The following is a 24,092-nucleotide window of genomic DNA, read 5'->3' on the forward strand; positions in this document are numbered from 1 at the left end:
AATTTAACGTTTCACCGCAATGATGTATACGGGAAAACCCGCGGCGGAGAGCCTTGCCGCAGTGACGGCCGCCTCGGTTTTATCCTCCGCGCCCTTCACCCTCACTTTGTAAAACGGCTTGCCGTCGCGCACGTCCTGAACCACATAGGCGGCAAAACCGCCCTCTTTGGCCTGTTTTATCGTAAGTTCCGCGCCGGCCTTTTCGGCAAATCCGCCTATCTGTACGTCCCAGCGCTCTTGTAACTTTGCCGGTTCTTTTATTTGGACGGTATTTTTTGCCGTTGTGCGCGGAATTTTCTGCTGTACGCTTTCTTTTTGCGCCGTTTCTTTTTTAACGGCACTCTTGCTCTCTTCTTTTTTTACGCGCAAAACCTTGACCTCTGTTTTAACGCCGGCGTTTGCTGCGGGCTTTGGCGTCTCTTTTTGCACTCTGTCCTCTTTTTTATCTTTTTTATCATTGTTCTGGGATTTTTGGATGGGCTTTTCCACCGTCGTTGTTGCCGCGGTTCTTTTTTTGGGGGTGACGACTGCGGCGTCAGCCTCGTCGATATCCTCGGCGGGGTGCTCGAAGGAGTGCTGCGGCGCAGGCGCTTCTGCCGTAGTTGCCTCGTTTGTGACGTTCATTGCGATTTCGGAAGGGGCGAAGAAAAACAACTTGACGCTCAGGTACAGCAGCGCAAGCGCCATAATGGCCGCAAGGGGCAGAATCATCCGTCCAAAGGCCGTTATAGGCTTTCTTTCTTTATAGGTTCGTGTCCTGCGGGTAACCAAAAGGGGCCACTTCCTTTCGTCCTGTTTTTAAATCATTCGTCCTCTATGAAAAACGGCTCAGTTCGTCCATCGTCCGCGTTCGTTCCGACTGAGGCAGCGCAAAAACGTCGTTTTCGATATTTTCCGCAAGCGCCGCGCTTTCCGCAAAGCCGTACCACGCGAGATTAAATTCAGTCTCGGCCTCTTTTATCCCTGTCAGCCGAAGCTGCGGCGTCCGTTTGCCGATGGTGCGCATCTCTTTTTTTATTTTCTCATATTTTTGCCGTATTGTCTGTTTTCCTGCGAAAATCTCGCCTTCCCACGGAGTGCCGGGCTTTGGTATGAACGGATTGACGGAGAGCGTCAGGCTTTGTCCCGTTTCAGCTATTGCGCGGCGGCAAAGCTCCGTCATCTTTGTTATATCCTCGTCAGTCTCGCCGGGAAGGCCTATCATGAAATACATTTTCACCTTGTCAATTCCAAGTTCCTTTGCGAGAGACAATTTTTCGATTATAAGGTCGTCTGTGAATTTTTTGCCGCAGGCAAAGCGAAGCTCTTCTCCGCCCGTCTCCGGCGCTACCGTGATGCTTTTTCTGCCGCTTCCTGCAAGCGCCTCTATCATTTTTTTGTTGAGCCTGTCAAGCCGGAGCGAAGCAAAAGAAACTCCGATATTTTTATCAAGAAGATCGTCGATGAGACGCGGCAAAAACGGATAGTCGCCCGCCTCCGGCGTCACTAGGCCGGCCTGGGGCACGTCAAAGCGCCCCGTTATCTCATCAAGCGCGTTTTTGATAAGTTCGTATCCGCGAAAACGCATACGGCCGAAACATCTGGGCAGTGTGCAGTAGCTGCACGAGCGCGCGCAGCCCCTTTGGAGCTCCAGCAAAAGCGATTTGCCGAAGGCCCCGCGAGGCGTCATCCACGCGCTGTGCATCGGATAGGCGCCGTTTAGGTCAAGCGTGCGCGATACGGCAAGGGGGCGCGCGAGGCCTCCGTCCGCGACATCAAGAGGAGGCACAAAGACGTTTGGATTTTCGGCTAGATTCTCCCACAGGCCGCGCCTCGTGCAGGCGCCCCGCTCGTATCTTCGCAGACAATCGGCCACGTGAGGCAGCGCGTCAAGGCCGTCGCCAAGAATGATGAAGTCGCAGACGCCCGATGCGGCAAGCGGGTTTATATAGGTGAGCGCGCCGCCCATGCCGACTACGGGAAAAGCTCCGTTTTCACGCGCCGCTGCCGAAAGCGGCACGCCGCCGTCCGCAAGCCATTTATAAAATACCGGTATGTCGCCCTCGTAGGCTATGCTTGCGGTGATGACGGAAAAGCGCTCCAGCATTGTGTCGAAATCAACGGAACGGTATGGGAAAGGCGCCGCGAAAAAGCGTTCAGCGGCGGCTCCCAGACGCCGAAGCGTCTGAAAAACATAATGGAAGCCGAGATTTGCGGAGCCAATGGAATAATCCGCAGGATAAAAGAGCGCCCAAGGCAAATCTCCTCCCCTGGGCAGCTCCGTTATCCATTCTTCGTCTCTTCTGTAATCCTCCCAGCTCTGCCAGGCCGTTATTTTTGCCGGCCTTTTAGCTGGCCCGCGCCGCTGTTTCAGGATTTCTGCCTCCGTCTGAGGTAGGCTGGGATGTCGTACTGATCCGTAGGCGCGCCGCTTTGTTTGAAAAGGTCTTCGTCTATTCCCGCGGGCTGTGTGATGGGCGTCGTCTTCTGCGGCGCTTCAGCCTGTTTCGTGACGACGCCGTCGGCGTTTTCCTGCGGCTCTTTACGCGTTTCGGCCGCCGCCGATTTGGCTGCGGTGTAGTTATTCAGAGTTTTTACCGCGGCGAGGTCGAGTCCCTGAGTGGTGACGCCGTTTGAGGCGCTTTTTGGGGCTGGCTGTCTGCGCGTCGCCGGGGCTTCCACGAACTCTTCCACCTGCGCTTGGGCGTCGATGTCGTCGTCAAATCCGGTTGCGATTACTGTTATCTGGATGGAATCTTCCATCTCGGGGTCAAAGACGTGGCCCCAGATGATGAAGGCGTCTTCGTCGGCCGCTTCTGTTATTATGCTTATAGCTTCGTTTATCTCATGGATGCCGACGCTCGCGCCTCCCGTGATGTTGAAGAGGATGCCCTTTGCGCCCGTCATCCTGCTGTCCATGAGCGGGCTGTTTATGGCGTTGAAGGCGGCTGTGGCCGCGCGTTTTTCGCCAAAGCCCTCGCCTATGCCCATGATGGCGGTGCCGGCGTTTGACATTATAGTCTTGACGTCCGCGAAGTCCACGTTCACGAGGCCGGGGCGTTTGATGAGGTCGGTGACGCCCTGCACAGCCTGATGCAGCACTCCGTCCGCCATCCTGAACGCGTCGTTGACGGAGGTTTTCTTATCGGAGATGCCCAGCAGCCTGTCGTTTGGTATTATGATGAGCGCGTCCACCTTGTCTTTGAGCTGGAGGACGCCCGCCTCAGCCTGCTTGATCCTCCTGCGCCCCTCGAAGGTGAAGGGGACTGTGACGACGGCCACGACAAGCGCGCCCGCCTCTTTTGCGATGCCGGCTATTACGGGCGCAGCTCCAGTGCCAGTCCCGCCGCCCATGCCCGCGGCTACGAAGATCATGTCTGCGCCGTCGACTACGGCGCGAAGTTCCTCGCGCGACTCCATCGCCGACTTGCAGCCTATCTCGGGGTTTGAGCCGGCGCCCAGGCCCTTCGTCAGCTCTTTGCCCAGTATGATGCGGCAAGGCGCCTCAGAAAGCTCCAGATGCGCTATATCCGTGTTTGCCGCTATAAACTCGACGCCGGATACGCCTCCGCGGATTATATGGTTGAGCGCGTTGTTGCCGGCTCCGCCGACGCCTACTACCTTTATCACTTCCCTCGTCGGGAAGTTCGCTTTATCAAGCTGAAAAATTTCTGACATTGAGCCCATGGTATGCCTCCTGATTCCAGAACTGGCCTCTAAAAGAGGTCGCCAAAGAGTTTTTTAAACGCGTCGACGGGACTGAAGCTTGGGCCGTCCTTCTCCTTGCCGGACATCGGCGTGCCGGAAAGCGGCGGCACGTAGACCGGTGAGGACTTCGGCTGTTCGTTCTTTCCTATCATCGGATTGTCGAGATAGCGGAAGGGGTCGCGTTCGCGCTCCAATATGTATTTGATGATGCCGGCGGCCGAGGCGTATTCCTGCGTGTTGCGGCCGGGAGGCATTCTGTTCGCGTCAAGCGGCATCACCGCCCTTGCCGGAAGGTCCATCATATCTACGACGAAGTCATCTATGCCGTCGGTCTTTGAGACGCCGCCCGTGAGCAAAATGCCGCCGGGCAGAAGGGAAATCTTCGCCGCTTTTATCTCGGGCCGTATCAGCACCTCAGCCAGCTCTTCAAGACGGCATTTGACGATCTCGTACAGATCTTCTTTAGCGATGCTGTAGTCGCGCGTCTTGTGCGTGAAGTCCATCGTCTCGCCCTGTTCAAAGTCATGCTTCAATGAGACGGAGCGCTTTATCTCCTCCGCCTTGTTGAGGGGCAGGCGCAGAACGCTGCCAAGGTCGTTTGTGATATGGTCGCCGCCAACTGGAAGCAGGCCCAGATGTTTTGGGCGTCCGTCCGCAAAGACCGCTATGCCAGTGGTGCCTCCGCCTATATCGATGACGACGGCGCCCGCCAGCGCGTCCTCTGGCGAGAGCACTCCAAGGGCCGCGGCGAGCGGTTTGATGACGAGGCTCGTCACTTCAAGGCCCGCGCGATTGACGCAGTTCAGTACGTTTTGGATTGTGGCAGTGGGGACTATTATCGACTGTAGTTCGATGTCGAGGCGCATAGCGTTCATTCCGAGGGGGTCGTCGATGCCGACGTTTCCGTCAAGCGAATATTCGACTGGAATGGTGTGCAGTATGCTTTGATTGGTCGGCACCACGACGTCAGCCTGCGCCGCGTCTATGACGCGTTCGATGTCAAGGCGCATGACCGAGCGCGGCGTGCGTCCAAGAGAGACCATGCCCTTTGAACGGATGCTCGTCACTTCGCCGCCGCCGAAGGCTACGGTGACTTCGTTCAAATCCTGCCCGACCATGTTCTGCGCGTCGCTTATCGCCTGACGCACCGACCTTACGGCCTGGTCGAGATTTACGATAAGGCCTTTTCTTATTCCGTTTGACGGCGCCTGTCCAACTCCGATGACCTGCGCTTCTTCTCCGTCAAGTTCACGTTCCGCTACCACCACTGTAACCTTACTGGTTCCAAGATCAAGGCCGACGAGCAGATCAGGTTCTCTATTTTGCTGATAAGCCGCTTGCTTTTTAAACAAAGAAAATGCCCCCTCTTCCTAGGGATTATATATCCCTCATATTCTACCCTAAAACTCTGACTTTAGAAATAAATATATTCCGTAACATCCGAATAAAATTTAAAAATATGTATATATATTACATTCATTGTACCGCCTTTTTAGAAAAAGCGCCTACGTTATTGCCGCTGATGTCCGCGCTCTGCGGCTTGACGTTTTTGATAAGTATCTTGCCGTTATAGGTACAGTCTATATAGAGGTCGGGAGGCAGGTTTGCTATGCCGCCGTATAATTTTTTGATGGCAACGGCCGCCTCGTCCCAAAGTTTGGCGTCCTCCGGCAGTATCATCGCGGCTCCGTTCTCATCCCCCGCCGTATAGAATATTATGCGCACGACGGGCGTGCCTTCACGAATGGCCGCCTGGATGAACTTGATGGACCTGTTCCAGCCAAGCTGCTCCGTCTTTGAGTACCAGCTTTTTATGAGAGGCAGCGGCAGGCTGGAGGTAAAGATGTTCCCCGGCGCACCTGCGAGGTTTATTGGCGTTGCGCGTTCTTCAGACCATGACAATATGGGCAGCTTGTCAGCGTTGTGCGCCGCAAGCAGCGTATTTGCCGCAAGCGAAGAGGGCCAGACCTTTCCGTTCTCCGCAAGGTACCAGAATTTCCCCGCCCAAAAAATCTTATAAAGCGGAGAAAGAGGCGCGACGGTCAGGCTGAATTTCCCCCAGCCGCAGATCTCGGGCGCTACCGTCACCGGATAATAGGCCTCTATGAGGCCCTTATATTCGTTTTTCGCAAACCAGAAGGAGGGCCAGAATGCCTCCTGCGCCGGCGAAAGCGTCCCCCACACCGCATACTGCGGCAGGATGTGCGCCGGCGTCACCTGTATGTCGCTTATGCGCATCACAGAAAAACGTCCCTCTGCCGCCGCCATGAAGCCAAGCGCGGCTGCCGCCAAAACGAGCAGAAATTTTTTCAGTCTTCTATAGCGCCGGAAACTCGCCAATGATCTTAATTTCATATTCAAGCCTTATTCCATATCTGTCATAGACGCGCGCGCGGCACAGCTCGGCCAGTTTGAAGATGTCGTCCGCCTTCGCTCCGCCGCGGTTTTCTATAAAATTCGCGTGGCTGGGGCAGACGCGCGCCTCGCCTACGAAAAGTTCCTTGCACCCGCACGAGTCAAGCAGCGCGCCCGCGGCGTTTCCCGCGGGATTTTTAAAGACGCAGCCCGCGGTCATAGCCCCTATCGGCTGACCTTTTTTAAGTTTTGCAAAATGTCTTATATTCTTGATAATATTTTGTTTATCCTCAAGAGGAAAACGAAAAGTCGCGCCGGTTATAAAAAGCGGAGGGCGTTTCCACGGAGAATTTCTGTAGCGCCACTCAAGTTCGCCGCGCTCCCATTTCCGAACCTCTCCGTCCTCCGTGACCGCCGTTATGCTTTCTACGGAGGGCGCGAAGCTGCGGCCGTCAGCTCCAGCGTTGCCAAAGAGCGCGCCGCCCACCGTGCCCGGGATGCCGGTAAGAAATTCCGTGCCGCCCCAGCCGTTTGCAAACGACAAGGCTAGCAGCGCCTTTACGGAAAAACCGGCGCCTGTCTGCACGTATACGCAGCCGTCCCCCGCCTCCGCCGTTACGTCGGCAAGATTTGAGGAAGAAAGCACTCCAGCCTCTATCTGCCCCTCCTGCACAAGCACGTTGGAACCGCCGCCAAGGACGAACAGCTGCGTTCCGTCATTTGCGGAGGAACGTATGAGCCCAGCCGCCTCGTCCGCGGACGCGGGCGCGGCGAACCAGAGGCAGCGGCCGCCGCAGCCCCAGCTGTTAAGCTCCCTCAATGGATAATCGCGGATGCGAAGCGTTTGTGACATTTATTTTTGCATCTCTGTCAGCTTGTCGACTATTTTATTTCCAAGCGTTCCGATGGAGCCGGCGCCCACCGTCAGTATTATGTCTCCAGAACGCGCCGCCTGACAGACAGAGGTGATGAGGTCGTCAAAATTTCCAGACAGCTCGTAGTGCGAGCGCATGTCGTCCGAAGCGGCGTCAAAGATGAGCTTTGAGGAGACTCCCTCTATAGGCCTTTCGTCTGAGCCATATATGGGCAGTATAAACGCTCTGTCCGCAAGGGAAAGTGCGTCCGCAAACTCTTTATAGAGTGCGGCTGTGCGGCTGAAGCGATGCGGCTGGAAGATAGCCACAACGCGCCGCTCGGGGAATATTTTGCGGACCGTGCTAAGCGTAGCCGATATTTCATTTGGGTGATGTCCGTAATCGTCGTAGATGAGGATGCCGTTCACCTCTCCGCACTTTTGAAGACGGCGCTTCGCTCCGATGAAGAGTTTAAGCCCCTCGCGGATATCGTCGTCGCCTATCCCCATTTCTACAGCCGCCGCGTAAGCGGCAAGCGAGTTCAGCACGTTATGTTCGCCGGAAACTTTGAGTTCGACTATGCCCCTGTCCTCTCCGTTGCAGAAGAGCCTGTAGGAGACGCCGCCTCCGGCAAAGTGCGTCACCTCGGCGGCGCCCCAGTTCCATCCGCGCCCCCAGCCGTAGGTGATTATGTTCTTTGAGACGCTGTACTCTTCGCAGAGGCGGCGCACTCCGCCGTCCTCCATGCACATGATCGTCTTGCCGCCGGTCTTTGAGTGCGAAAGAAACTCCGCAAAGGCGTCCGTAACGGCCTTAAAGGTCATGTAGTGGTCTCTGTGGTCCCAGTCGATATTCGTTATGACGGAGATCTCCGGGTGGAAGTAGACGAACGAGCGGTCGCTCTCGTCAAGCTCCGCCACCATAAAGTCGCTCTTGCCGAGCTTTGCGTTAGTGCCTATCTGAAGCAGTTCTCCGCCGATGGCCACGGTCGGGTCAGTTCCCGCGTGTTCCGCAATGAGCGAGATCATCGACGACGTGGTCGTCTTTCCGTGCGTGCCGGCCACTCCAACTCCGCGCCTTACGTTGAATATCTGGCTTAAGACCTCGGCCCTGCGTGAGACCTGTATCCCCTGCTGCCACGCCTTGAGTATCTCCGGGTGGTCGTTCGGGATGGCGCTTGAATATACCAGAATGTTCGGCATGAACTCGTCGATATGCCGCGCGTCGTGTCCAATGATCACAGGGATGTTGCGTTCTTCCATGTGCTTCATGTAGGCGGTTTTGATAGAGTCGCATCCAGAGACCTTCGCGCCTATCTGGTCAAGAAGTATGGCAAGACCGCTCATGCCAGCTCCGCCTACACCCATCAAGTGTATGCTCTTATTTTTCAAACCGCTGTCCCTGTTTTCCATCTTCATCAGGCTCCCTTATCTATCCCGCAGGAAAAAGCGCGCTCCATAAATTTTCACAGATGACCTTTTCCTGTCCTTTGAGGCATCCGCCCCCGTTTTTGTTTTCTCTTATTTTATTAAGTTCCTTCAAGGCGGAGGCAAGCGCAGAGGCGTCCTCTTCCTCGTTAAAAAGCACTCCTATATTTTCGCTGACGAATGCAAGCGCATTGTGGTACTGGTGATTGTCGGCGGCGCCCCTCCACGGTATGACGAGCGCCGGAATGCCTAGCACTCCCGCCTCCGTCAAAGTGGAGCCTCCGCCGCGAAGCACCAGCATGTCCGCCGCGGAATAAAGCGGCGACGCGTCCCATACTTTAGGCAGGAGCCAGACGTTACGCTCCGCCTTACGCACCGTATCTGAGACCGCGGGCAGTATAAAGCCCCAATCCGCAAAGGCGGCGTTGCGGGCCGTCTCGCATATTTTATCCTTTATAGACTGGCTGCCCAAAGAGCCGGTGAAGACGACCACCTTCGGGCCGGAGGGCATCTCCTCCGCAATCTCCAGCGCCTTCCACGCGGAGGCCTGCTGCGTGCGCGCGAACTGACGCACCGGCACTCCGGTGCGTAGGACGCGCGCCTCTGAAAGCGGCGGGCATTCACCCCAGCCGCAGTAAATATCGACGCCAAGCTTCGCGGCGACCCGAGTCACCTTGCCAGCCCTTGCGTTCTGCTCATGCATAGCGCAGCGGACGCCGGCGCGTTTGCAGGCAAGCATCATCGGAAATGAGAGATAACCTCCGAAAAGCAGCGCCGCCTCCGGCTTGAATCGCGAAAACGCGTCGCGCGCAAAACGGTATGACGAATAGAGCGAACAAAGACGGCCGAGCCTCTGTGTGACGTTTCTGCCAGAAAGCGGCGAACCGTCTATAGGCAGCACAAGCGGCTCTTCGCCTGCCGCGGCGTATATCTCACGCTCTAAAGGCCTGCTGCCGCAGACGTAGCGCACGCGGCATTCAGGGTGGCGGGATTTTATCCAGCGGCCGAACGAGATAGCGGGCCAGATGTGGCCGCCAGTGCCGCCCGCCGCAAGCAATAAATTTTTAGCGGCCGTATTTGCGTCATTCATCGAAAGTATCCTCAAGAACGCTGTCTTTTTCAAGCCGCAGCATAAGCCCAACGCGCGACCACATAGTCACAAGCGACGTGCCTCCGTAGCTTATAAAGGGCAGCGGCATGCCGGTCAGCGGTATCATCTTCGTGACGCCCGCGACGTTGATGACGAGCGGCAGCAGCACCGTAAGCGAGATGCCCCATATAAGCGAGGCGCGAAACGGGTCCTGCGTGCGGAAATAGCTTGCGCGGGTCTGGAGCAGCCAGAAGCCGAACAGCAAAATGATGCAGAGCGTGCCTATAAGCCCCAGCTCCTCGCCGACGGCGGCGTAAATGAAGTCCGTATAGGCTGCGGGCAGATAGTTCAGTTTTTGAAAGCCGTGCCCCAGGCCCGAGCCCCACACTCCGCCGTTTGAAAAGGCGATAAGCCCCTGTATAGCCTGAAAGCCCTTATCCAGCGGGTCCTGCCACGGGTCGAGAAAGGCGGCGACGCGCCTCATGCGGTAAGGCTCTATCAATATGAGCAGTGGGAAAACGACGCCTCCAAGGACGCCCCCCGCAATCAGCGGATAGCGCCAGCCGATGCGTTCGACGTACATTCCCATCGACACGGTGAAGACAAGTATCGTAGTGCCGAGGTCTGGCTGGGCAAGCAGCGGCAGCACGGCGAGAGTTATAATAACAATAGTTTTTACAAAGCTTTTCAAAGGATCGCGGTCGCCATCGCGGGCGAAAAGTTTCGCTAGATGCAGCGCAACGGCAAGGCAAAGCAACTCTCCCGGCTGCAAAGAGACGCCGAGCCCCGGGAGCTTTATCCAGCGCCGCGCGCCTCCTATCGCCTCTCCTATGCCTGGCACAAGCGGCAGCCACGCCAGCACCCACATCAAAATGAGCAGCGGGGCGGAAAAACGGTACCAGATGCGCACAGGTATGGAATATATGACGCACATGCCGCACATCGCAATAAAGAGCCACTGAGTCTGCTTTATGCCCATCTGAAAAGGCGTGCCCGTATATAGGAACGAGGTCGGACTGGTGGTGGAGGTTATCATCAAAATGCCGATGCCGCTTAAAATGAGCGGTATCGCCCATATAAACGGATTGGCTTTATATCTGCTTCCCTCCTGCCCCAGCGGATTTATTTCCATATATTATTCTCCGGCTGCGGCAAGTTCTTTCACTATAGCACAGAAATGATCGCCGCGCGCGTTGTAGCTGGGGTACATATCCCAACTGGTGCAGGCCGGCGAAAGCAACACCGTATCGCCGGGAACGGCCGCGTCAAAGGCGGCTTTTACCGCCTCTTCCATATCATTTACCAGCCTGTAGTTTACAACGCCCGCCGCGGCTAGCGCCTCCGCCATTTTTTGCTTTTCGGAGCCAAGAAGCACCGCCGCGTGAGTATATTCTTTTACTGCTGCGGCAAGCGGAGCGTAGTCCTCGCCCTTGCCCTGACCGCCCAGAATGATCACCTTGTCGCCGGCAAGAGAGGTCATTGCGGCGATAGTGGCCGCCACGTTCGTGCCCTTTGAGTCGTCCACAAAGGAGACGCCGCCCGTCTTGCCCGCGAACGCGCATCTGTGCTTCGGCGGCACGTATGAGGCGAGCAGTTCGCCCGTCACCTCAGGCGTGTTGAAGAGAGCAAGCGCCGCAAGCGCCATCCCTGCGTTCTCGAGGTTGTGTTTTCCAAGCAGCTTCACGTCGTCAAAGAGAAAAAGCTTCTGCTTCATGCGGCAGCCGCCGCCGTTTATCCAAGCCGCGTGAACGCCGTCGTCAAGATAGACGCCCTGCTTGTGCGGGTCGCTTTCGCCCCACGCAAGCGGGAAACGTTCGACGCCGGCCTTTATGTCAAGCGCCTCTTCGTCGCGCTCCTGATAGATGGCAGCTCCCCCCGGCGCAAGGCATGATATGAGCTTTGCTTTCGCCGCTATGTAATTTTCATAAGAGCCGTGCCAGTCTATATGGTCTGGGGCGAGGTTGGTGACGACGGCCAGGTCGCACATAAAATCCTTCGCCCAGTAAAGCTGGAAGCTCGAAAGTTCGAGCACGATAAAGTCAAAATCTTTTCCGGCGGCAAGCGCCACAGCGTTGCCGATGTTCCCTCCGGTCATTACGGAATAACCAAGTTTTTCAAGCAGATAGCCTATCATCGAGGTAGTCGTCGTCTTGCCGTTGCTTCCGGTGACGCCTATCACTATGCCCGAAAGATACGGGTTTACAAAATCCAGCTCGCCTGTGACTGGCACGTTGTTTTTGCCGGCGGCGGCTAGGACCGGTATCTTAGGCGATATGCCGGAGCTTACCACTATCTGGTCAGCGCAGAGCGCGCGGTCGGTGTTGCCGCCCTCTTCCCAGTTTATCCCGGAGGCGGCGAAAGCGGCCTTCGTCTCTTCTTTTATCTCTTTTGCGTCGGAGACAAATACATCCGCGCCAAGCGAGGCCGCAAGTTCGGCAAGGGCTCTGCCGCTCACTCCGGCGCCTATCACGGATATGCGTTTGCCTGTCAAAACTTTATCTTCTGTCACTACAACCAACGACCTTCCGAATAGAACGTTCTAATAAAAAATCAAGATATAATCATACCTCAAAAGTCTCTAAGCGTAAAATAAAAGAGGCACGACATGAGCAGGCAGATGCCCAGGATGTGGATTATCCAAAAACGCGTCACGATCTCCGTCTCTTTCCAGCCGGACATTTCAAAATGATGGTGTATCGGGCTCATTTTGAAGACCTTCCTGTGGAAGCGGCGAATGGCTATTATTTGGACGGCCACGGAAAATATCTCAACTCCAAAGAAAAATCCCAGCGGTATGACGAAGACAAAGACGCCGGAATTTATACATATCGAAAGCAGCAGCCCCGCAAAAAAATGCGCGCCGACATCTCCCATAAAAACGGAGGCCGGGTTTGCGTTGTGCCACAAAAAGGCTAGGCAGACGCCGCACGAGGCGGAAATGACAAGCATCATAAGCGGCCCGCATTCTATAAACGAAAGCGCCGCTATGAGCGAAATCAGAGTGCAGCCCGCGGCAAGCCCGTCAAGGCCGTCGGTCACGTTGACCGCGTTTTGCAGGCCGACGCCGACGAAGACGACGCAGAGGATATATAATATTCTGGGCAGTTCAAAGCCTGGCACTATCATATATGGAGGCACGGAAACCCAGACGGCCCACGGAACAGTGACCAAAATTTGCAGCCCCAGCTTTTGAAGGCTGGTAAGGCCGTCGCTTGAACGCCTCGTATGTTTGAGCCAGTCGTCGATGAAGCCCACCGCCGCGGCGAGCACGGGATAGGAGATTATCCTGCCGGCCGCCTCCCATGAAAAATCAGGAGCGAACGTCATAAAAAGAGGCAGACAGAGAAGAATGACGGGAATAAAGACGATGCCGCCCATCGTGGGCGTACCCATCTTCGTCTTTTCGTGCCAGCAGGGGCCGTAAAGCTTCGTCACCTGCTCTATCTTCATCTTGTGCATGACGGCTATCCAGTATTTCTGTAAGACAAGTTCGCAGACAAAGGCGAACATGAGAAGCAGAGTAAATTCTATAAGCATCTTACGCCTCCGTTAAAGCCCCGACCACTTTTTTCAGGCCATAGGAATTGGAGCCTTTGACAAGTATGACGCGGCGGGAGAGGTCTGTGTAGTCGATGGCGCCTATGATGTCTTCCAGCGAAAGGTAGACTGCGGCGCTCTTGCCGACAGGCGCTCCGCACTCCGCCCACTCCCGGCCAAGCAGCATCACGGCGTCAAAATCCGACACTTCGGAAATGATTTTAGCGTGCCACTCGGCGGTGCTTTCGCCAAGCTCCCTCATGCCGCCAAGAATAGCGCATTTTTTTACGCCGAGCTTTTCCGCCGCGGAGCGCGCGTTCTTTATGGCGGCCGACATAGAGGCCGGATTTGCGTTATAGGCCTCGTCTATCACCCAGCCCTGCGCGCCGCACCTGCGGCAGAGGCCGCGTCCCGATATCGGCGGCATCGCGGCGAAGGCCTGCGCCGTCTCTTTTTTGGAAACTCCGGAAAGCTCCGCCGCGCAGCAGGCATAGGCCATGTTATAGGCGTGCTGGATGCCAAAGAGCGTGCTTTCCAGTGTAAAGCGCTCTCCTTTTTCCTCATAGAGCGCCGTCGTGCGCGGGCCGCCCTCGTCCAGCGTGATATAGCTGTCGATTATCCTGATGTCGCTTCCCTCGTCGTAACCTATGGAATATTTTGTAATGTTATTATAATTATATGACATATACTCGCGAATCAGCGGATTGTCGTTGTTGAAGATGATTTTTTCAAGCGCCGGGCTTTTGCATATCTCCATTTTGGCGCGCAGAACGCCATGGATGTCACCAAAGCCTTCAAGATGCGCGGGAACGACCTCCGTAATTATCACGGTCTGCGGCTGAAAATGCTCCACAAGCTCCGATATCTCCCCAAAATGGTTGGTGCCGAGTTCTAGCACAAGCTCCTGAGTATCCTCCGGCATCGCAAGCACGGTCAGGCTGCATCCGATGAGCGTGTTGAAGCTGCGTATCGCGCTGTGCAGGCGCAGACGCTTTTTCATAGCCGCCGCCGTCAGCTCGCGCGTCGTCGTCTTTCCAACGCTGCCTGTTATAGCCGTCACATGCGGCGCTACGCCTCTTAAATATTCTTCCGCTATTTTCGACAAAGCCCGCACAGTATCCTCCGCCGCGATGAAGGTGATGCCGGCGTATTCTGGACGGCGCAGTTCAAGGCGCTCCATCTCGGAGGCGTTGACGAGCAGCAGCTTCGCGCCGTTGTTCACCGCCTGCTGTAAAAATAGATGGCCGTCCGTCACGTCGCCCTTTATGGCGACGAAGGCGTCTCCGTGCGAAACCTCACGGCTGTCGCTCTTCCACCCACGGCATATTTTTATATCAGGGCCGCAGAGGCTCCCGCCGCACGCGGATGCGGCGGCGGAGGCAGTAAAGGGGGTCACCTTGCCGTCCTCTTTCCATGCGCGGCAAGCCAGTCCTCCATTATTTCTTTATCTACAAGAGGGATAGGCCCATCCTTCAAGATCTGGTGCGTCTCGGGGCCGCGCCCCGCTATCACAAGCATGTCGCCCTCGCCTATCTGCTCCAGCCCGTAATAGATGGCCGCGCGGCGATCCTCTATCATCACATAGGGCGTGTCGTGCTCTTTTACGCCAGGCTCTATGGCCTTCATGATCGCGGTCGGGTCTTCGCTTCTTGGGTTGTCGGAGGTGACCACCACATAGTCGCCAAGGCGCGACGCTATCTCGCCCATAACGGGACGCTTCGTCGTGTCTCTGTCGCCGCCCGCTCCAAACAGCACATAGAGCTTCTTTTTACAGATGGGGCGCACCGCCGTCAGCACCTTTTCAAGCCCGTCGGAGCTGTGCGCAAAGTCGATGACGCATACGCCTGAACCCTCTATCGCATAGCGTTCAAGCCGTCCTGGCACCTGCCGCATATTTTCAAGCGCTTCAAGCGCGGTCTGCGACGAGACGCCTAGAGACCACGCAAGCGAGAGCGCCTGCAGCGCGTTCGAGACATTGTAGGCGCCGAGCACCGGCAGAGTGACCTTCTGTGTTTTCGGCAAGTCCGGCGTTTTGACCTCAAGGTCGAGGCCGCCGACGCTTATATTTTTGATAGAGGCCCAGAAATCTGCGCTTTCGTTCACCATGCTGTAGGTAATGGCGCGCGCGCCCAATGCGTCGCGCAGCCGCTGGCCGTATGCGTCGTCGATGTTGACGCAGGCCTTCCAGTTGTTTCTCATATATTTGTCAAAGAGCGCCTTTTTAGCGAGGAAATAATTTTCCATAGTCTTATGGTAGTCGAGATGATCCAGAGTGAGGTTCGTAAAGCCGGCCCTGTCGAAGCTTATGCCGTTTATGCGCCCCTGGTCTATGGCGTGGGACGACGCCTCCATGACGCAGGCCTTGCAGCCGTTTTCCGTCATTCTGGCAAGTATATTCTGAACGTCGCTGCCCTCTGGCGTCGTGTGCTCCGCCTCTTCCTGCGTTTTCCCGTCGTCGTAGATGATGGTGCCCATAAGCCCCGTCTTTATGCCGGCGTGGTTCAGTATGCTCTGCGTCATAAAGGTGGAGGTCGTCTTTCCGTTCGTGCCGGTAAGCGCTATCATCGTCAATTTTTTCGCAGGCTCGTCGTGGACGAGCGAGCATATATACCCCATAGCCGCGCGAACGTCGTCCGTTATAAGCTGCGGAACGGGGCAGTCTGTCTCTCTTTCGCATAAAACGGCGGAAGTTCCTTTTGCGACAGCGCCCGCGATAAAGTCGTGTGCGTCGACATGTCCGCCCTTGGTGGCCGCGAACATCATGCCCGGGGCAGCTTTTCTGCTGTCGCACACCACGCCCTCCACATTTATAGCCTCAAGGACGCAACCTTCCGGAAGATGGAGTCTAACCTTTATAGGCAGTTTTTCGGCCGCCTGAGCCACTTTGTTCAACAACATAACATATACCCCCCTCTTATATTTTCCCAGGATTTATCTGAACGATATCTTCCACTATAGACTTAAATACCGGAGCGGCTATCTGCCCTCCGTAATATCTGGCGCCCTTTGGTTCGCCTATGGATATCAGCATCACATACTGCGGTCTGTCCGCGGGCCAGAAACCGACGAACGAGGCCACGTACTGCCCCTTTTGATACTCGCCGGACTGAGCCACCTGCGCCGTTCCGGTCTTTCCGGCAACGGCCACCTTAGTGGATTTAGCCAGCTTTCCGCCGCCCTCCGCGACGACCATCTTCATAGCCTGCCTCACAAAATCGGAGGTCTTTTGAGAGATCACCTGATAGCGCGCGCGCTTCGTTCCTCTATGGATCATCTTCCCGGCGCTGTCCCTTACCTCTTCCACAATATACGGCTTAAGCAGCGTGCCTCCGTTTGCGATAGAGGCGATGGCCATCACCTCCTGAAGAGGCGTAACAGCAATGCCCTGTCCGATAAATATGTTGGCGGGCACAGTGCCTAGCCATTCTTCCGGCTGCTTGATAAGCCCGGCCTCTTCGCCGGCTATTTCGACCTCGGTCTTGTCGCCGAAGCCAAACTGTTTAAGCATACCATAGGCCTGATACCTTGGCACCCCCATAGACATTTTGGACATCCCGATATTGCAGGAATTCATAAGAACGTGAGTGAGGTCCTGAACGCCGTGCGCCTTTCTGTGCACTTCACTCATCGTCTTGTCAAAGAGTATCATCGAACCGCCGCACTGAAACGTACTGTTCGCACTAACTGCGCCCGTCTCCATCGCTATCGCCATCGTTATCGGCTTAAAAACGGAGCCGGGCTCAAAGACGCGGCCAACAGCGTTGTTGCGCACGGCGTCGGTGTGGATGAGATTTTTTCTGTTGTTGGGGTTCAGCGTCGGGTAGCTTGCAAGTGCGATTATCTGCCCTGTGTGCGGGTCGACGCAGACGCCGGCGGCCCATCCCGCCTCGGAGGCCTTTGCCCCTTCACTCAGACGCCATTCAAGTATCTGTTGGATGCGCGAATCAATGGTCAGCTTTATTGAACCGGCCGTATCCTTCACAACTCCAGATTTTCCGCTCATGATGTCAAGCGCGTTCCCCTTGGAATCCCTCGTCATGAACCTCGAACGCGGCGGCGAATATAAAATATGATTCCAGGCAAGCTCTACGCCCGCCTGGCCGTACTGGTCTATGTCGCAAAAGCCGAGGACGTGGAACGCCAGCGACTCGTGCGGATATATCCTTCTTTTTTCCGTCTGGGTATAGAGGCCGGGAACCTTCTGCTTTGCGAGCGTGTTCGCCTTGTCCACCGGGATGTTGCGCGCCACCCAGTAAAAACGTCCGGGCCGTTCCTGCGCGAATTTAGAGCCTACTGCCTTCCCGAAAAAGGGCGACAGAACTTTATCAGAGCTTGCGGGGTCCCAGAATTTAGGGTCGATGAAAAAACTTGTAGTCGGAACGGATATTGCAAGCGGGATGCCGTTTCTGTCCTCTATCCTGCCGCGCGACGGGCTCACCGCCACATTCGCCCAATACTGTTTTTGTGACTGTAAGACAATTCGCCGGTCAGGCCAAAGCTGGATCTTGGCTGTTCCGGCGGCTAAGACAAACAATGTCAGGAAAGCTGCGAACCATACTGCTTTAGAATGGCGGGGGCCTCTCTCCTGCTCTTTCCTAATTTTTGGCATGTGCCTTCTTTACGAAGGGGTTCAGATTCTCAAAAAGGCCTCCATCCTGAATCTCTTCTTTTTCACTGACTTGAGCTACACGCACCTCGCTGGGATCTATCCTTACGACCTTTACATTTTCCGCGTTGACCATTCCAAGATTCGTGCGGGCGTAGTTATAGACCCTCGCCGGAGACAAAAGCTGAGAATATCTGCGTGAAAGCTCGAGATTCTCCTCCTTGCAGGCCTCAATGCGTCCCGTAGTCTCGGATATGCGGTTTTCAAGATAAAGTCCGTAGAGCCTGAGCGATCCAAGCGCCGCCGCGCAAAAAAAGACGCAAAGAAAACTAAGCAACAAAAGCGACGACTGTCTTGTTTCATCTTCATGTTTAAATTCGGTATTACGCATCTTCACTGTCCTCCTCTGAGCCATCCGTCTCATACTCTGTATCTTCTTCGTACTTCTGAAAAATCCTCATCTTAGCGCTGCGAGACTTATAATTCGCCTCTATCTCCTCTTCGCATGGCACGAGCGCCTTCCTTGGCGCCGGCTCCCCCGCTTCCTCATCCTTCCACTTGCGGAAACGCAGCTTGACCATTCTGTCCTCAAGCGAATGATAGGAGATGACGATCATCTTGCCGCCCGGCTTCAGCACTTCCAGCGCACCGTCAAGCGCCTCGTTAAGAGCGTTTATCTCATCATTGACGGCTATGCGCAGCGCCTGAAAGACCTTGCGGGCAGGATGTCCGCCCATCTTTCGCTGCACCGGCGCGGGCAGGATGCGGCGGATAAGCTCCACAAGCTCCGTCGTCGTATGCAGTTCGCCCCCGTGCTCACGGCTGCGGACGATGCCCCTTGCTATCTCATAGGCGTAGCGCTCCTCGCCGTAATTGCGAAAAATCTCCGTAAGTTCCTTGATGTCGGCGTTCTGAAGGATCTCTTCGGCTCTTCTGTGATGCTCCGTAGAATCCTCGGAGTCCATCCTCATATCGAGCGGCCCGTCATTCTGAAATGAAAAGCCGCGTTCCGGCTCCGTTATCTGCAAGTTTGAAACACCGAGGTCAAAGAGGATCACATCGGCGCCGTCAAAATCGTCTCTTTCGCGAAGCTCCGATATCGTGCGGAAATTCTGCGCCACGATCTCAAAGCGTCCCTCAAACGGAGCAAGCCGCTCTCCCGCTATTTCACGCGCCTCCGCGTCCTGGTCGAAGCCAAAAAGACGGGCGCTTGCGCATTTTTCAAGTATCTTGATGCTGTGGCCGGCAAGCCCTAAAGTGGCGTCGACGACGCACAAGACCTTTTCAGGTTCGTCAATGGCCTCAAGCACCTCGTTCAGCATCACCGACAGATGTTCTTTCATATTTCGTCCAGCTCTTCCGCCATATCAGAGAAATCCGCCAGCACTTCGCCGCGGTGTTCCTCCCACTTCTGCGTGTCCCACAACTCCATGTGGTCTTCCGCGCCTATCAGAGTAACGTCGCTCTCCGTGCCCGCGTAATCGCGCAGCACCTGAGGGATAAGGATACGTCCCGCGCCGTCTATCTCCTGCTCCGTCGCCATCGACAGAAGCACGCGCCTGAAATCACGCGTCTTTTTTTTGAACGTTGAGAGTTCCTTTAATTTATTTATAAGTTCTTCCCAGCGGGGAAGAGGATACAAAGCGATGCAGCGGTCTATGCCGATAGTTGCCACAACCGATGAGCCAAGCTCGCCCCTGAACTTCGCGGGGAGAACCGTGCGGCCTTTTCCATCAAGTTTATGGTTATAACTACCCACCAGCATACCAAATACACCCACTTTCTGACACTTTACCCCACTACGTCACACATTACCCTCACAAGAGGCAATACGCAACAGCTTCGTTTTACAAAGTCATAAATTTTATTGAGCCTCTAGGCCTATTATATTTACAAACCCACACTGCGCGCGGCTTTTGGGTACTTTAGAGGCGCATTTACGCAGAGTATTGCCTCAGTGTATGCATACAAGTTTTTTTAAGATTCTTTATTTAAATAGGTAGAAATACATATCACTTATCAAACATTAAGAATGAGATATGACAAAGCCCCCCGCGGCAAAAAACACCTCATAAACGGCCCTATGCTGACAGCAATAAGCCACGGCGTACGCCGTGGCTTATTGCTGTCACATTTAACTTAAATCATTAACTTAGGATTTATAACAGAACGTTAGCACTAAGCCTTAAACCGCAAGTCAGCCGCAACGTTACGTTGCGGCTGACTTGCGGTCGGAGCACTCAGTAAGCCGGGTTTTGTAAGGAGCTTGCGCTCCCTCCGGTCATTTATCTAACCCTGCCTTTGCAGACAGGAATGAGCGGTCGTACCCGGAAGTCGGCGGGCCGCCTCATCCTTCCCTATTCGACCTTGCTCCGGATGGGGTTTGCCAGGCACGCGGGTTCCCCTCGCGTCCGGTGGGCTCTTACCCCGCCTTTTCACCCTTGCCGCGCACGCGCGGCGGTTTGCTTTTCTGCGGCACTTTCCCTGGGTTCGCACCCGCAGGAATTTCTCCTGCATCCTGCCCTTTGGAGCCCGGACTTTCCTCTCGCGTTTAACGCCAGCGACCGGATCGAGTACTCCGAACGGACATTATAACACAGCTTAAAATAAAAAGGCAGTGCGTCCATTTGCGGGAACGCGCTGCCTTTGTCATTGTTTCGTCTTTTGCCTTTAGTGGTTTCTGACTATTTCCTTTATGACCATGAGCCTGCTGAGCGTGGAACGTTCCATTTCGTCCAGCTTCATCGTGATCGAACGTATGGCCTCCGTGAACGAAGGTATCATGACGTGTTCGAGCGCGTTGACGCGGCGGCGGGTGCGTTCTATTTCAAGGGCCATAGCGCGTATCGCCTTTTCGGCGGCGGCCAGACGAACCAGCTTCGGCATGACTTTGAGAAATTTCTCAAGCGCTACGTCGAGGCTTCCGGGAGAGGTAGCGAGTCCGTAGTTGAGCTCCGCGTGAAGCTCGGGAAGCTCGTACTTCGGCACTCTTACGCTCATTACGTTTTTGTGCTCCACCTCTACTCTTAGGTCTCCGCCTGATGCCATGAGCGTTTGCTCAAGCATCTGCGGAAGCGTCTGCGCCCGCGCCATAAGGAATCCGCCATAGCAGTCGCCAAGCTCCCGCTCCACCTCGCGGCGGAGGTCGTAGACGGAACGCGCGCGTTCGAGAAATTCTTTTACAAGCGCGTCCTGCTTGTCCTTCAGAAGTTTATGGCCCCTCTTCGCGGTGACAAGCTGTCTTTTGAGCTTCGAGAGCTCCATTCTGTTGGGGTTGACATTAAGCGCCTTTGCCATCAGAGGTCACCCCTTCCTACGGCCGTGCCAGCTGTTCGAGATCCTCTTTTGCCGCCTCTAGCGGTTTCAGGTACTTCTCTATGTACTCGTCTCTTACGCGCTTTAGTTCGCGGACGGGAACGATCGTGAGAAGCTCCCATCCAAGAAGAAGAGTATCTTCGATGGTGCGGTTTTCGTATTCGCCCTGACGGACATAGCGGTCTTCAAACTGATCCGCGAACTTTGCGAAGGCCTTGTCTTCATCTGAGAGCGCGCCTTCGCCGAGAATGACGGAGAGCTCTTTGGCCTCTTTACCGCGCGAGTAGGCGGCGAAGAGCTGGTTCATGAGGTCCGCGTGATCTTCGCGCGTCTTGCCTTTGCCGATACCCTTGTCTTTGAGCCTTGAGAGCGACGGCATGACGTCGACCGGCGGGTAGATGCCCTTGCGGTGCAGCGCGCGCGAAAGGATTATCTGTCCCTCCGTTATATATCCGGTAAGGTCGGGGATAGGGTGGGTCTTGTCGTCTTCGGGCATCGTCAGTATCGGTATCTGGGTGATCGAGCCTTTTTTGCCGCGAAGGCGTCCGGCGCGCTCGTACATCGTAGCGAGGTCGGTGTAGAGGTAGCCTGGGTAGCCGCGGCGTCCGGGGACTTCCTTACGCGCGGCGGAGATCTCGCGAAGAGCTTCGCTGTAGTTTGTAAGGTCGGTCATTATGACAAGGACGTGCATACCCTGTTCAAACGCGAGATATTCAGCCGCCGTCAGAGCAAGCCGCGGCGTGGAGATACGTTCGATCGCAGGGTCGTCCGCGAGGTTGACGTACATGACGGTACGTTCGAGAGCGCCCGTCTTGCGGAAGTCTTCCATAAAGAAGGAGGCTTCTTCAAACGTGATGCCCATCGCGGCAAACACGACGGCGAAGTCGGAATGTCCGCTGATGACGGTCGCCTGACGCGCTATCTGCGCCGCCATTTTATTGTGGGGCATACCGCTTCCAGAGAAGATGGGGAGCTTCTGGCCGCGGACTAGAGGGTTCATGCCGTCGATGGTGGAGATGCCCGTCTGTATAAATTCCGACGGGAAGTCACGCGAGAAGGGGTTCATCGGGTTTCCGTTGACGTCAAGGTAGGCGTCGGGAATGATGGCAGGTCCTCCGTCTATTGGGTCGCCGCGTCCGTTGAAGATGCGTCCGAGCATGTTTTTTGAGACTGGCAGCTTCAAAACGTCGCCAAGGAAACGCACCTGCGTCGAGTTTACGTCGATGCCGCTGCTTCCTTCGTAGACCTGTACGAGCGCCCTGTCCTTGTCTATTTCAAGAACGCGTCCGCGGCGGTGTTCGCCGTCGGCGAGCGTGATCTCGGCCAGTTCGTCAAAGCTGACGTCCCTGACCTTATTGACCATCATAAGCGGGCCCGACAGGTTGGTAATCGTTCTATATTCCTCAGGCAACCTCATCGTGCTCACCTCCCATTGCAAGCAGTTTGCCGAATTCGGCTTTTATCTTTGTATCAAGTTCGTCGAGTTTGAAGATGTCGCCCTCTTCGACGTAGCGCATACGCGAAATCTCTTCGCGGACCGGCAGGTCGAATACGGAGCGGAGCGTGCCGCCGCGCTGCAGCACCTGCATCCCCAGTTCATGGAACGAAAGGATGTTGCGCAGCATTTTGAACTGCTTGTCCATCGAGGCGTAGGTGTCTATCTCATGGAAAGAGTTCTGATGCAGGAAGTCCTCACGAATGGACTTTGAGGTTTCAAGCACCATGCGTTCGTCCTTTGAGAGCGCGTCGACGCCAACGAGGCGGACGATCTCTTTGAGCTTGTCTTCGTCTTCAAGCAGAGCCATTGCCTGCGTGCGGAAGACGCTCCACTCTCCGTCGTAGAAGCCGTCCCAGTATTCTCCGAGCTTCTGAGCGTAGAGAGAATAGCTGTTGAGCCAGTTGATGGCCGGGAAGTGGCGCTGATAGGCAAGCTGCGCGTCGAGGCCCCAGAAGACCTTCGTAACGCGGAGCGTGTTCTGCGTGACAGGCTCGGAAAGGTCGCCGCCGGGAGGCGAGACGGCTCCGATGACAGAAACGGCGCCTTCGCGTCCGTCTTTGCCAAAGCAGATGGCGCGTCCGGCTCTTTCATAGAAGGAGGCAAGACGTGTGCCGAGGTAGGCGGGATAGCCCTCTTCACCGGGCATTTCTTCAAGTCGGCCCGACATTTCGCGCAGAGCCTCGGCCCAGCGTGAGGTGGAGTCGGCCATAAGGGCGACCGAGTATCCCATGTCGCGGAAATATTCCGCTATCGTGATGCCGGTGTAGATAGAGGCTTCGCGCGCGGCGACCGGCATGTTTGAAGTGTTCGCTATAAGCAGCGTCCTCTTCATAAGCGGCTGGCCGGAGCGCGGGTCTTCGAGTTCCGGGAATTCAAGAAGAACGTCCGTCATCTCGTTTCCGCGTTCGCCGCAGCCGATGTAAACGACTATTTCAGCGTCGGCCCACTTCGCGAGCTGGTGCTGGATGACCGTCTTTCCAGAGCCGAACGGCCCGGGAACGCAGGCGGTGCCGCCGCGTGCTATCGGGAAGAAGGTGTCTACCACGCGCTGCCCTGTTACGAGCGGAACCTCCGGCGGCAGGCGTTTTACGACGGGGCGCGGCTTACGAACGGGCCAGCGCTGGAGCAGAGAGATCTGGTGCTCGCGGCCTTTTTCGTCGACCACGACGGCTACAGTCTCTTCGACCGTGAACTCGCCTGATTTGATTTCTTTTATCTTCCCCTTGACGCGATGGGGAACCATTATCTTATGCTCGACAAGCACCGTCTCTTTTACAGAACCGATGATGTCTCCGGGCGCCACCTCGTCGCCCTCTTTGAGCCATGACTCAAAGGGCCACTTTCTTGTGCGGCTGACGGCGGGAACGCTGATGCCCCTCAATATATAGGGGCTTTGCGCCTTTTCTTCGATAGCTTCAAGCGGACGCTGGATGCCGTCGAAGAACTCTTCGATGAGTCCGGGCGCGAGCTCCACGCTCAAAGGTTCGCCCGTGCTTACGACAGGCTCGCCGGGGGCAAGGCCTGATGTCTCTTCATATACCTGAATAGAGGCTTTGTCCTCTTTCAGTTCGATTATTTCTCCGATAAGCCCCGCGTTGCCTATTTTAACGACATCGAACATGCAGGCGCCAGCCATTCCGCCGGCAATTACCAGCGGGCCGGAAATTTTTTCGATGTACCCAGTAACGGCGTTGGGTGTAGTCAATTACATCGCCTCCATCAT

Annotated in this window: 20 protein-coding genes and 1 other RNA gene; all 21 read right to left on the reverse strand. The window is 55.7% G+C overall.

The genetic code is table 11. The features are described 5' to 3' along the window. Positions 1–3: 3 nt before the first annotated feature. A complete protein-coding gene (locus RRY12_06590) occupies positions 4–711 on the reverse strand; it encodes an SPOR domain-containing protein (GenBank protein MEG2184328.1) in 708 nt (235 codons plus the stop codon). A 103-nt stretch (positions 712–814) separates the two neighbouring features. Then, entirely contained in the window at positions 815–2,239 is a 1,425-nt protein-coding gene (locus tag RRY12_06595) for a radical SAM protein (GenBank protein MEG2184329.1), read from the reverse strand. A 110-nt stretch (positions 2,240–2,349) separates the two neighbouring features. After that, positions 2,350–3,657, reverse strand: a complete 1,308-nt coding sequence (gene ftsZ / locus RRY12_06600; GenBank protein MEG2184330.1) for a cell division protein FtsZ — start codon at positions 3,655–3,657, stop codon at positions 2,350–2,352. 38 nt (positions 3,658–3,695) lie between these two features. Further along, entirely contained in the window at positions 3,696–5,039 is a 1,344-nt protein-coding gene (gene ftsA, locus RRY12_06605) for a cell division protein FtsA (protein MEG2184331.1), read from the reverse strand. Positions 5,040–5,163: 124 nt separating this feature from the next. Beyond that, positions 5,164–6,042 (reverse strand): hypothetical protein, encoded by an 879-nt coding sequence (locus RRY12_06610; GenBank protein ID MEG2184332.1) that lies wholly within the window; start codon positions 6,040–6,042, stop codon positions 5,164–5,166. Then, positions 6,005–6,895 (reverse strand): UDP-N-acetylmuramate dehydrogenase, encoded by an 891-nt coding sequence (gene murB, locus RRY12_06615; GenBank protein MEG2184333.1) that lies wholly within the window; start codon positions 6,893–6,895, stop codon positions 6,005–6,007. The genes RRY12_06610 and murB overlap by 38 nt, the downstream gene beginning before the upstream one ends. After that, positions 6,896–8,308 (reverse strand): UDP-N-acetylmuramate--L-alanine ligase, encoded by a 1,413-nt coding sequence (gene murC / locus RRY12_06620; protein ID MEG2184334.1) that lies wholly within the window; start codon positions 8,306–8,308, stop codon positions 6,896–6,898. A 19-nt stretch (positions 8,309–8,327) separates the two neighbouring features. After that, positions 8,328–9,413 carry a UDP-N-acetylglucosamine--N-acetylmuramyl-(pentapeptide) pyrophosphoryl-undecaprenol N-acetylglucosamine transferase gene (locus tag RRY12_06625; protein ID MEG2184335.1) on the reverse strand — a complete coding sequence of 362 codons (1,086 nt, stop codon included), beginning with the start codon at positions 9,411–9,413 and terminating at the stop codon, positions 8,328–8,330. After that, on the reverse strand, positions 9,406–10,545 hold the full coding sequence (locus RRY12_06630) for a putative peptidoglycan glycosyltransferase FtsW (GenBank protein ID MEG2184336.1): 1,140 nt from the start codon (positions 10,543–10,545) through the stop codon (positions 9,406–9,408). The genes RRY12_06625 and RRY12_06630 overlap by 8 nt, the downstream gene beginning before the upstream one ends. 3 nt (positions 10,546–10,548) lie before the next feature. Next, entirely contained in the window at positions 10,549–11,922 is a 1,374-nt protein-coding gene (gene murD / locus RRY12_06635; protein ID MEG2184337.1) for a UDP-N-acetylmuramoyl-L-alanine--D-glutamate ligase, read from the reverse strand. A 59-nt stretch (positions 11,923–11,981) separates the two neighbouring features. Next, positions 11,982–12,950 carry a phospho-N-acetylmuramoyl-pentapeptide-transferase gene (locus RRY12_06640; GenBank protein MEG2184338.1) on the reverse strand — a complete coding sequence of 323 codons (969 nt, stop codon included), beginning with the start codon at positions 12,948–12,950 and terminating at the stop codon, positions 11,982–11,984. 1 nt (position 12,951) lies between these two features. Next, positions 12,952–14,346: a UDP-N-acetylmuramoyl-tripeptide--D-alanyl-D-alanine ligase gene (gene murF / locus RRY12_06645; GenBank protein MEG2184339.1), complete on the reverse strand. Its 1,395-nt coding sequence runs from the start codon at positions 14,344–14,346 to the stop codon at positions 12,952–12,954. Continuing rightward, positions 14,343–15,848, reverse strand: coding sequence for a UDP-N-acetylmuramoyl-L-alanyl-D-glutamate--2,6-diaminopimelate ligase (locus tag RRY12_06650; GenBank protein MEG2184340.1), 1,506 nt, complete (start codon positions 15,846–15,848; stop codon positions 14,343–14,345). Before RRY12_06650 ends, murF begins: the two co-directional genes overlap by 4 nt. Before the next feature lie 16 nt (positions 15,849–15,864). Next, complete coding sequence (locus RRY12_06655; protein MEG2184341.1) at positions 15,865–17,388, reverse strand: penicillin-binding protein 2; 1,524 nt, start codon at positions 17,386–17,388, stop codon at positions 15,865–15,867. A 157-nt stretch (positions 17,389–17,545) separates the two neighbouring features. Next, entirely contained in the window at positions 17,546–17,947 is a 402-nt protein-coding gene (locus RRY12_06660; GenBank protein MEG2184342.1) for a hypothetical protein, read from the reverse strand. Then, positions 17,940–18,899, reverse strand: a complete 960-nt coding sequence (gene rsmH / locus RRY12_06665; GenBank protein MEG2184343.1) for a 16S rRNA (cytosine(1402)-N(4))-methyltransferase RsmH — start codon at positions 18,897–18,899, stop codon at positions 17,940–17,942. Before rsmH ends, RRY12_06660 begins: the two co-directional genes overlap by 8 nt. Beyond that, the gene (gene mraZ, locus RRY12_06670; protein MEG2184344.1) at positions 18,896–19,321 is read right to left on the reverse strand and encodes a division/cell wall cluster transcriptional repressor MraZ; all 426 of its coding nucleotides are present in this window, start codon (positions 19,319–19,321) and stop codon (positions 18,896–18,898) included. The genes rsmH and mraZ overlap by 4 nt, the downstream gene beginning before the upstream one ends. A 463-nt stretch (positions 19,322–19,784) precedes the next feature. Then, positions 19,785–20,137: RNase P RNA component class A (rnpB, locus tag RRY12_06675), an RNA gene on the reverse strand. An 89-nt stretch (positions 20,138–20,226) separates the two neighbouring features. Then, positions 20,227–20,853 carry a V-type ATP synthase subunit D gene (locus RRY12_06680; protein ID MEG2184345.1) on the reverse strand — a complete coding sequence of 209 codons (627 nt, stop codon included), beginning with the start codon at positions 20,851–20,853 and terminating at the stop codon, positions 20,227–20,229. A gap of 16 nt (positions 20,854–20,869) precedes the next feature. Next, positions 20,870–22,288 carry a V-type ATP synthase subunit B gene (locus RRY12_06685; protein ID MEG2184346.1) on the reverse strand — a complete coding sequence of 473 codons (1,419 nt, stop codon included), beginning with the start codon at positions 22,286–22,288 and terminating at the stop codon, positions 20,870–20,872. Beyond that, a complete protein-coding gene (locus tag RRY12_06690; protein ID MEG2184347.1) occupies positions 22,275–24,074 on the reverse strand; it encodes a V-type ATP synthase subunit A in 1,800 nt (599 codons plus the stop codon). The genes RRY12_06685 and RRY12_06690 overlap by 14 nt, the downstream gene beginning before the upstream one ends. Positions 24,075–24,092: the final 18 nt, after the last annotated feature.

This window comes from Cloacibacillus sp. (assembly GCA_036655895.1).
GTDB lineage: Bacteria > Synergistota > Synergistia > Synergistales > Synergistaceae > JAVVPF01.

Excerpts from the sequence above, each read along its gene's own strand:
- RRY12_06640 (MEG2184338.1), bottom strand. The coding sequence starts at position 12,950 with ATGCTTATAGAATTTACTCTGCTTCTCATGTTCGCCTTTGTCTGCGAA.
- RRY12_06650 (MEG2184340.1), bottom strand. The coding sequence starts at position 15,848 with ATGTTGTTGAACAAAGTGGCTCAGGCGGCCGAAAAACTGCCTATAAAG.
- RRY12_06685 (MEG2184346.1), bottom strand. The coding sequence starts at position 22,288 with ATGAGGTTGCCTGAGGAATATAGAACGATTACCAACCTGTCGGGCCCG.
- RRY12_06625 (MEG2184335.1), bottom strand. The coding sequence starts at position 9,413 with ATGAATGACGCAAATACGGCCGCTAAAAATTTATTGCTTGCGGCGGGC.
- RRY12_06610 (MEG2184332.1), bottom strand. The coding sequence starts at position 6,042 with ATGAAATTAAGATCATTGGCGAGTTTCCGGCGCTATAGAAGACTGAAA.
- RRY12_06680 (MEG2184345.1), bottom strand. The coding sequence starts at position 20,853 with ATGGCAAAGGCGCTTAATGTCAACCCCAACAGAATGGAGCTCTCGAAG.
- ftsZ (MEG2184330.1), bottom strand. The coding sequence starts at position 3,657 with ATGTCAGAAATTTTTCAGCTTGATAAAGCGAACTTCCCGACGAGGGAA.
- mraZ (MEG2184344.1), bottom strand. The coding sequence starts at position 19,321 with ATGCTGGTGGGTAGTTATAACCATAAACTTGATGGAAAAGGCCGCACG.
- RRY12_06660 (MEG2184342.1), bottom strand. The coding sequence starts at position 17,947 with ATGCGTAATACCGAATTTAAACATGAAGATGAAACAAGACAGTCGTCG.
- rsmH (MEG2184343.1), bottom strand. The coding sequence starts at position 18,899 with ATGAAAGAACATCTGTCGGTGATGCTGAACGAGGTGCTTGAGGCCATT.
- murC (MEG2184334.1), bottom strand. The coding sequence starts at position 8,308 with ATGGAAAACAGGGACAGCGGTTTGAAAAATAAGAGCATACACTTGATG.
- RRY12_06630 (MEG2184336.1), bottom strand. The coding sequence starts at position 10,545 with ATGGAAATAAATCCGCTGGGGCAGGAGGGAAGCAGATATAAAGCCAAT.
- murB (MEG2184333.1), bottom strand. The coding sequence starts at position 6,895 with ATGTCACAAACGCTTCGCATCCGCGATTATCCATTGAGGGAGCTTAAC.
- RRY12_06590 (MEG2184328.1), bottom strand. The coding sequence starts at position 711 with ATGATTCTGCCCCTTGCGGCCATTATGGCGCTTGCGCTGCTGTACCTG.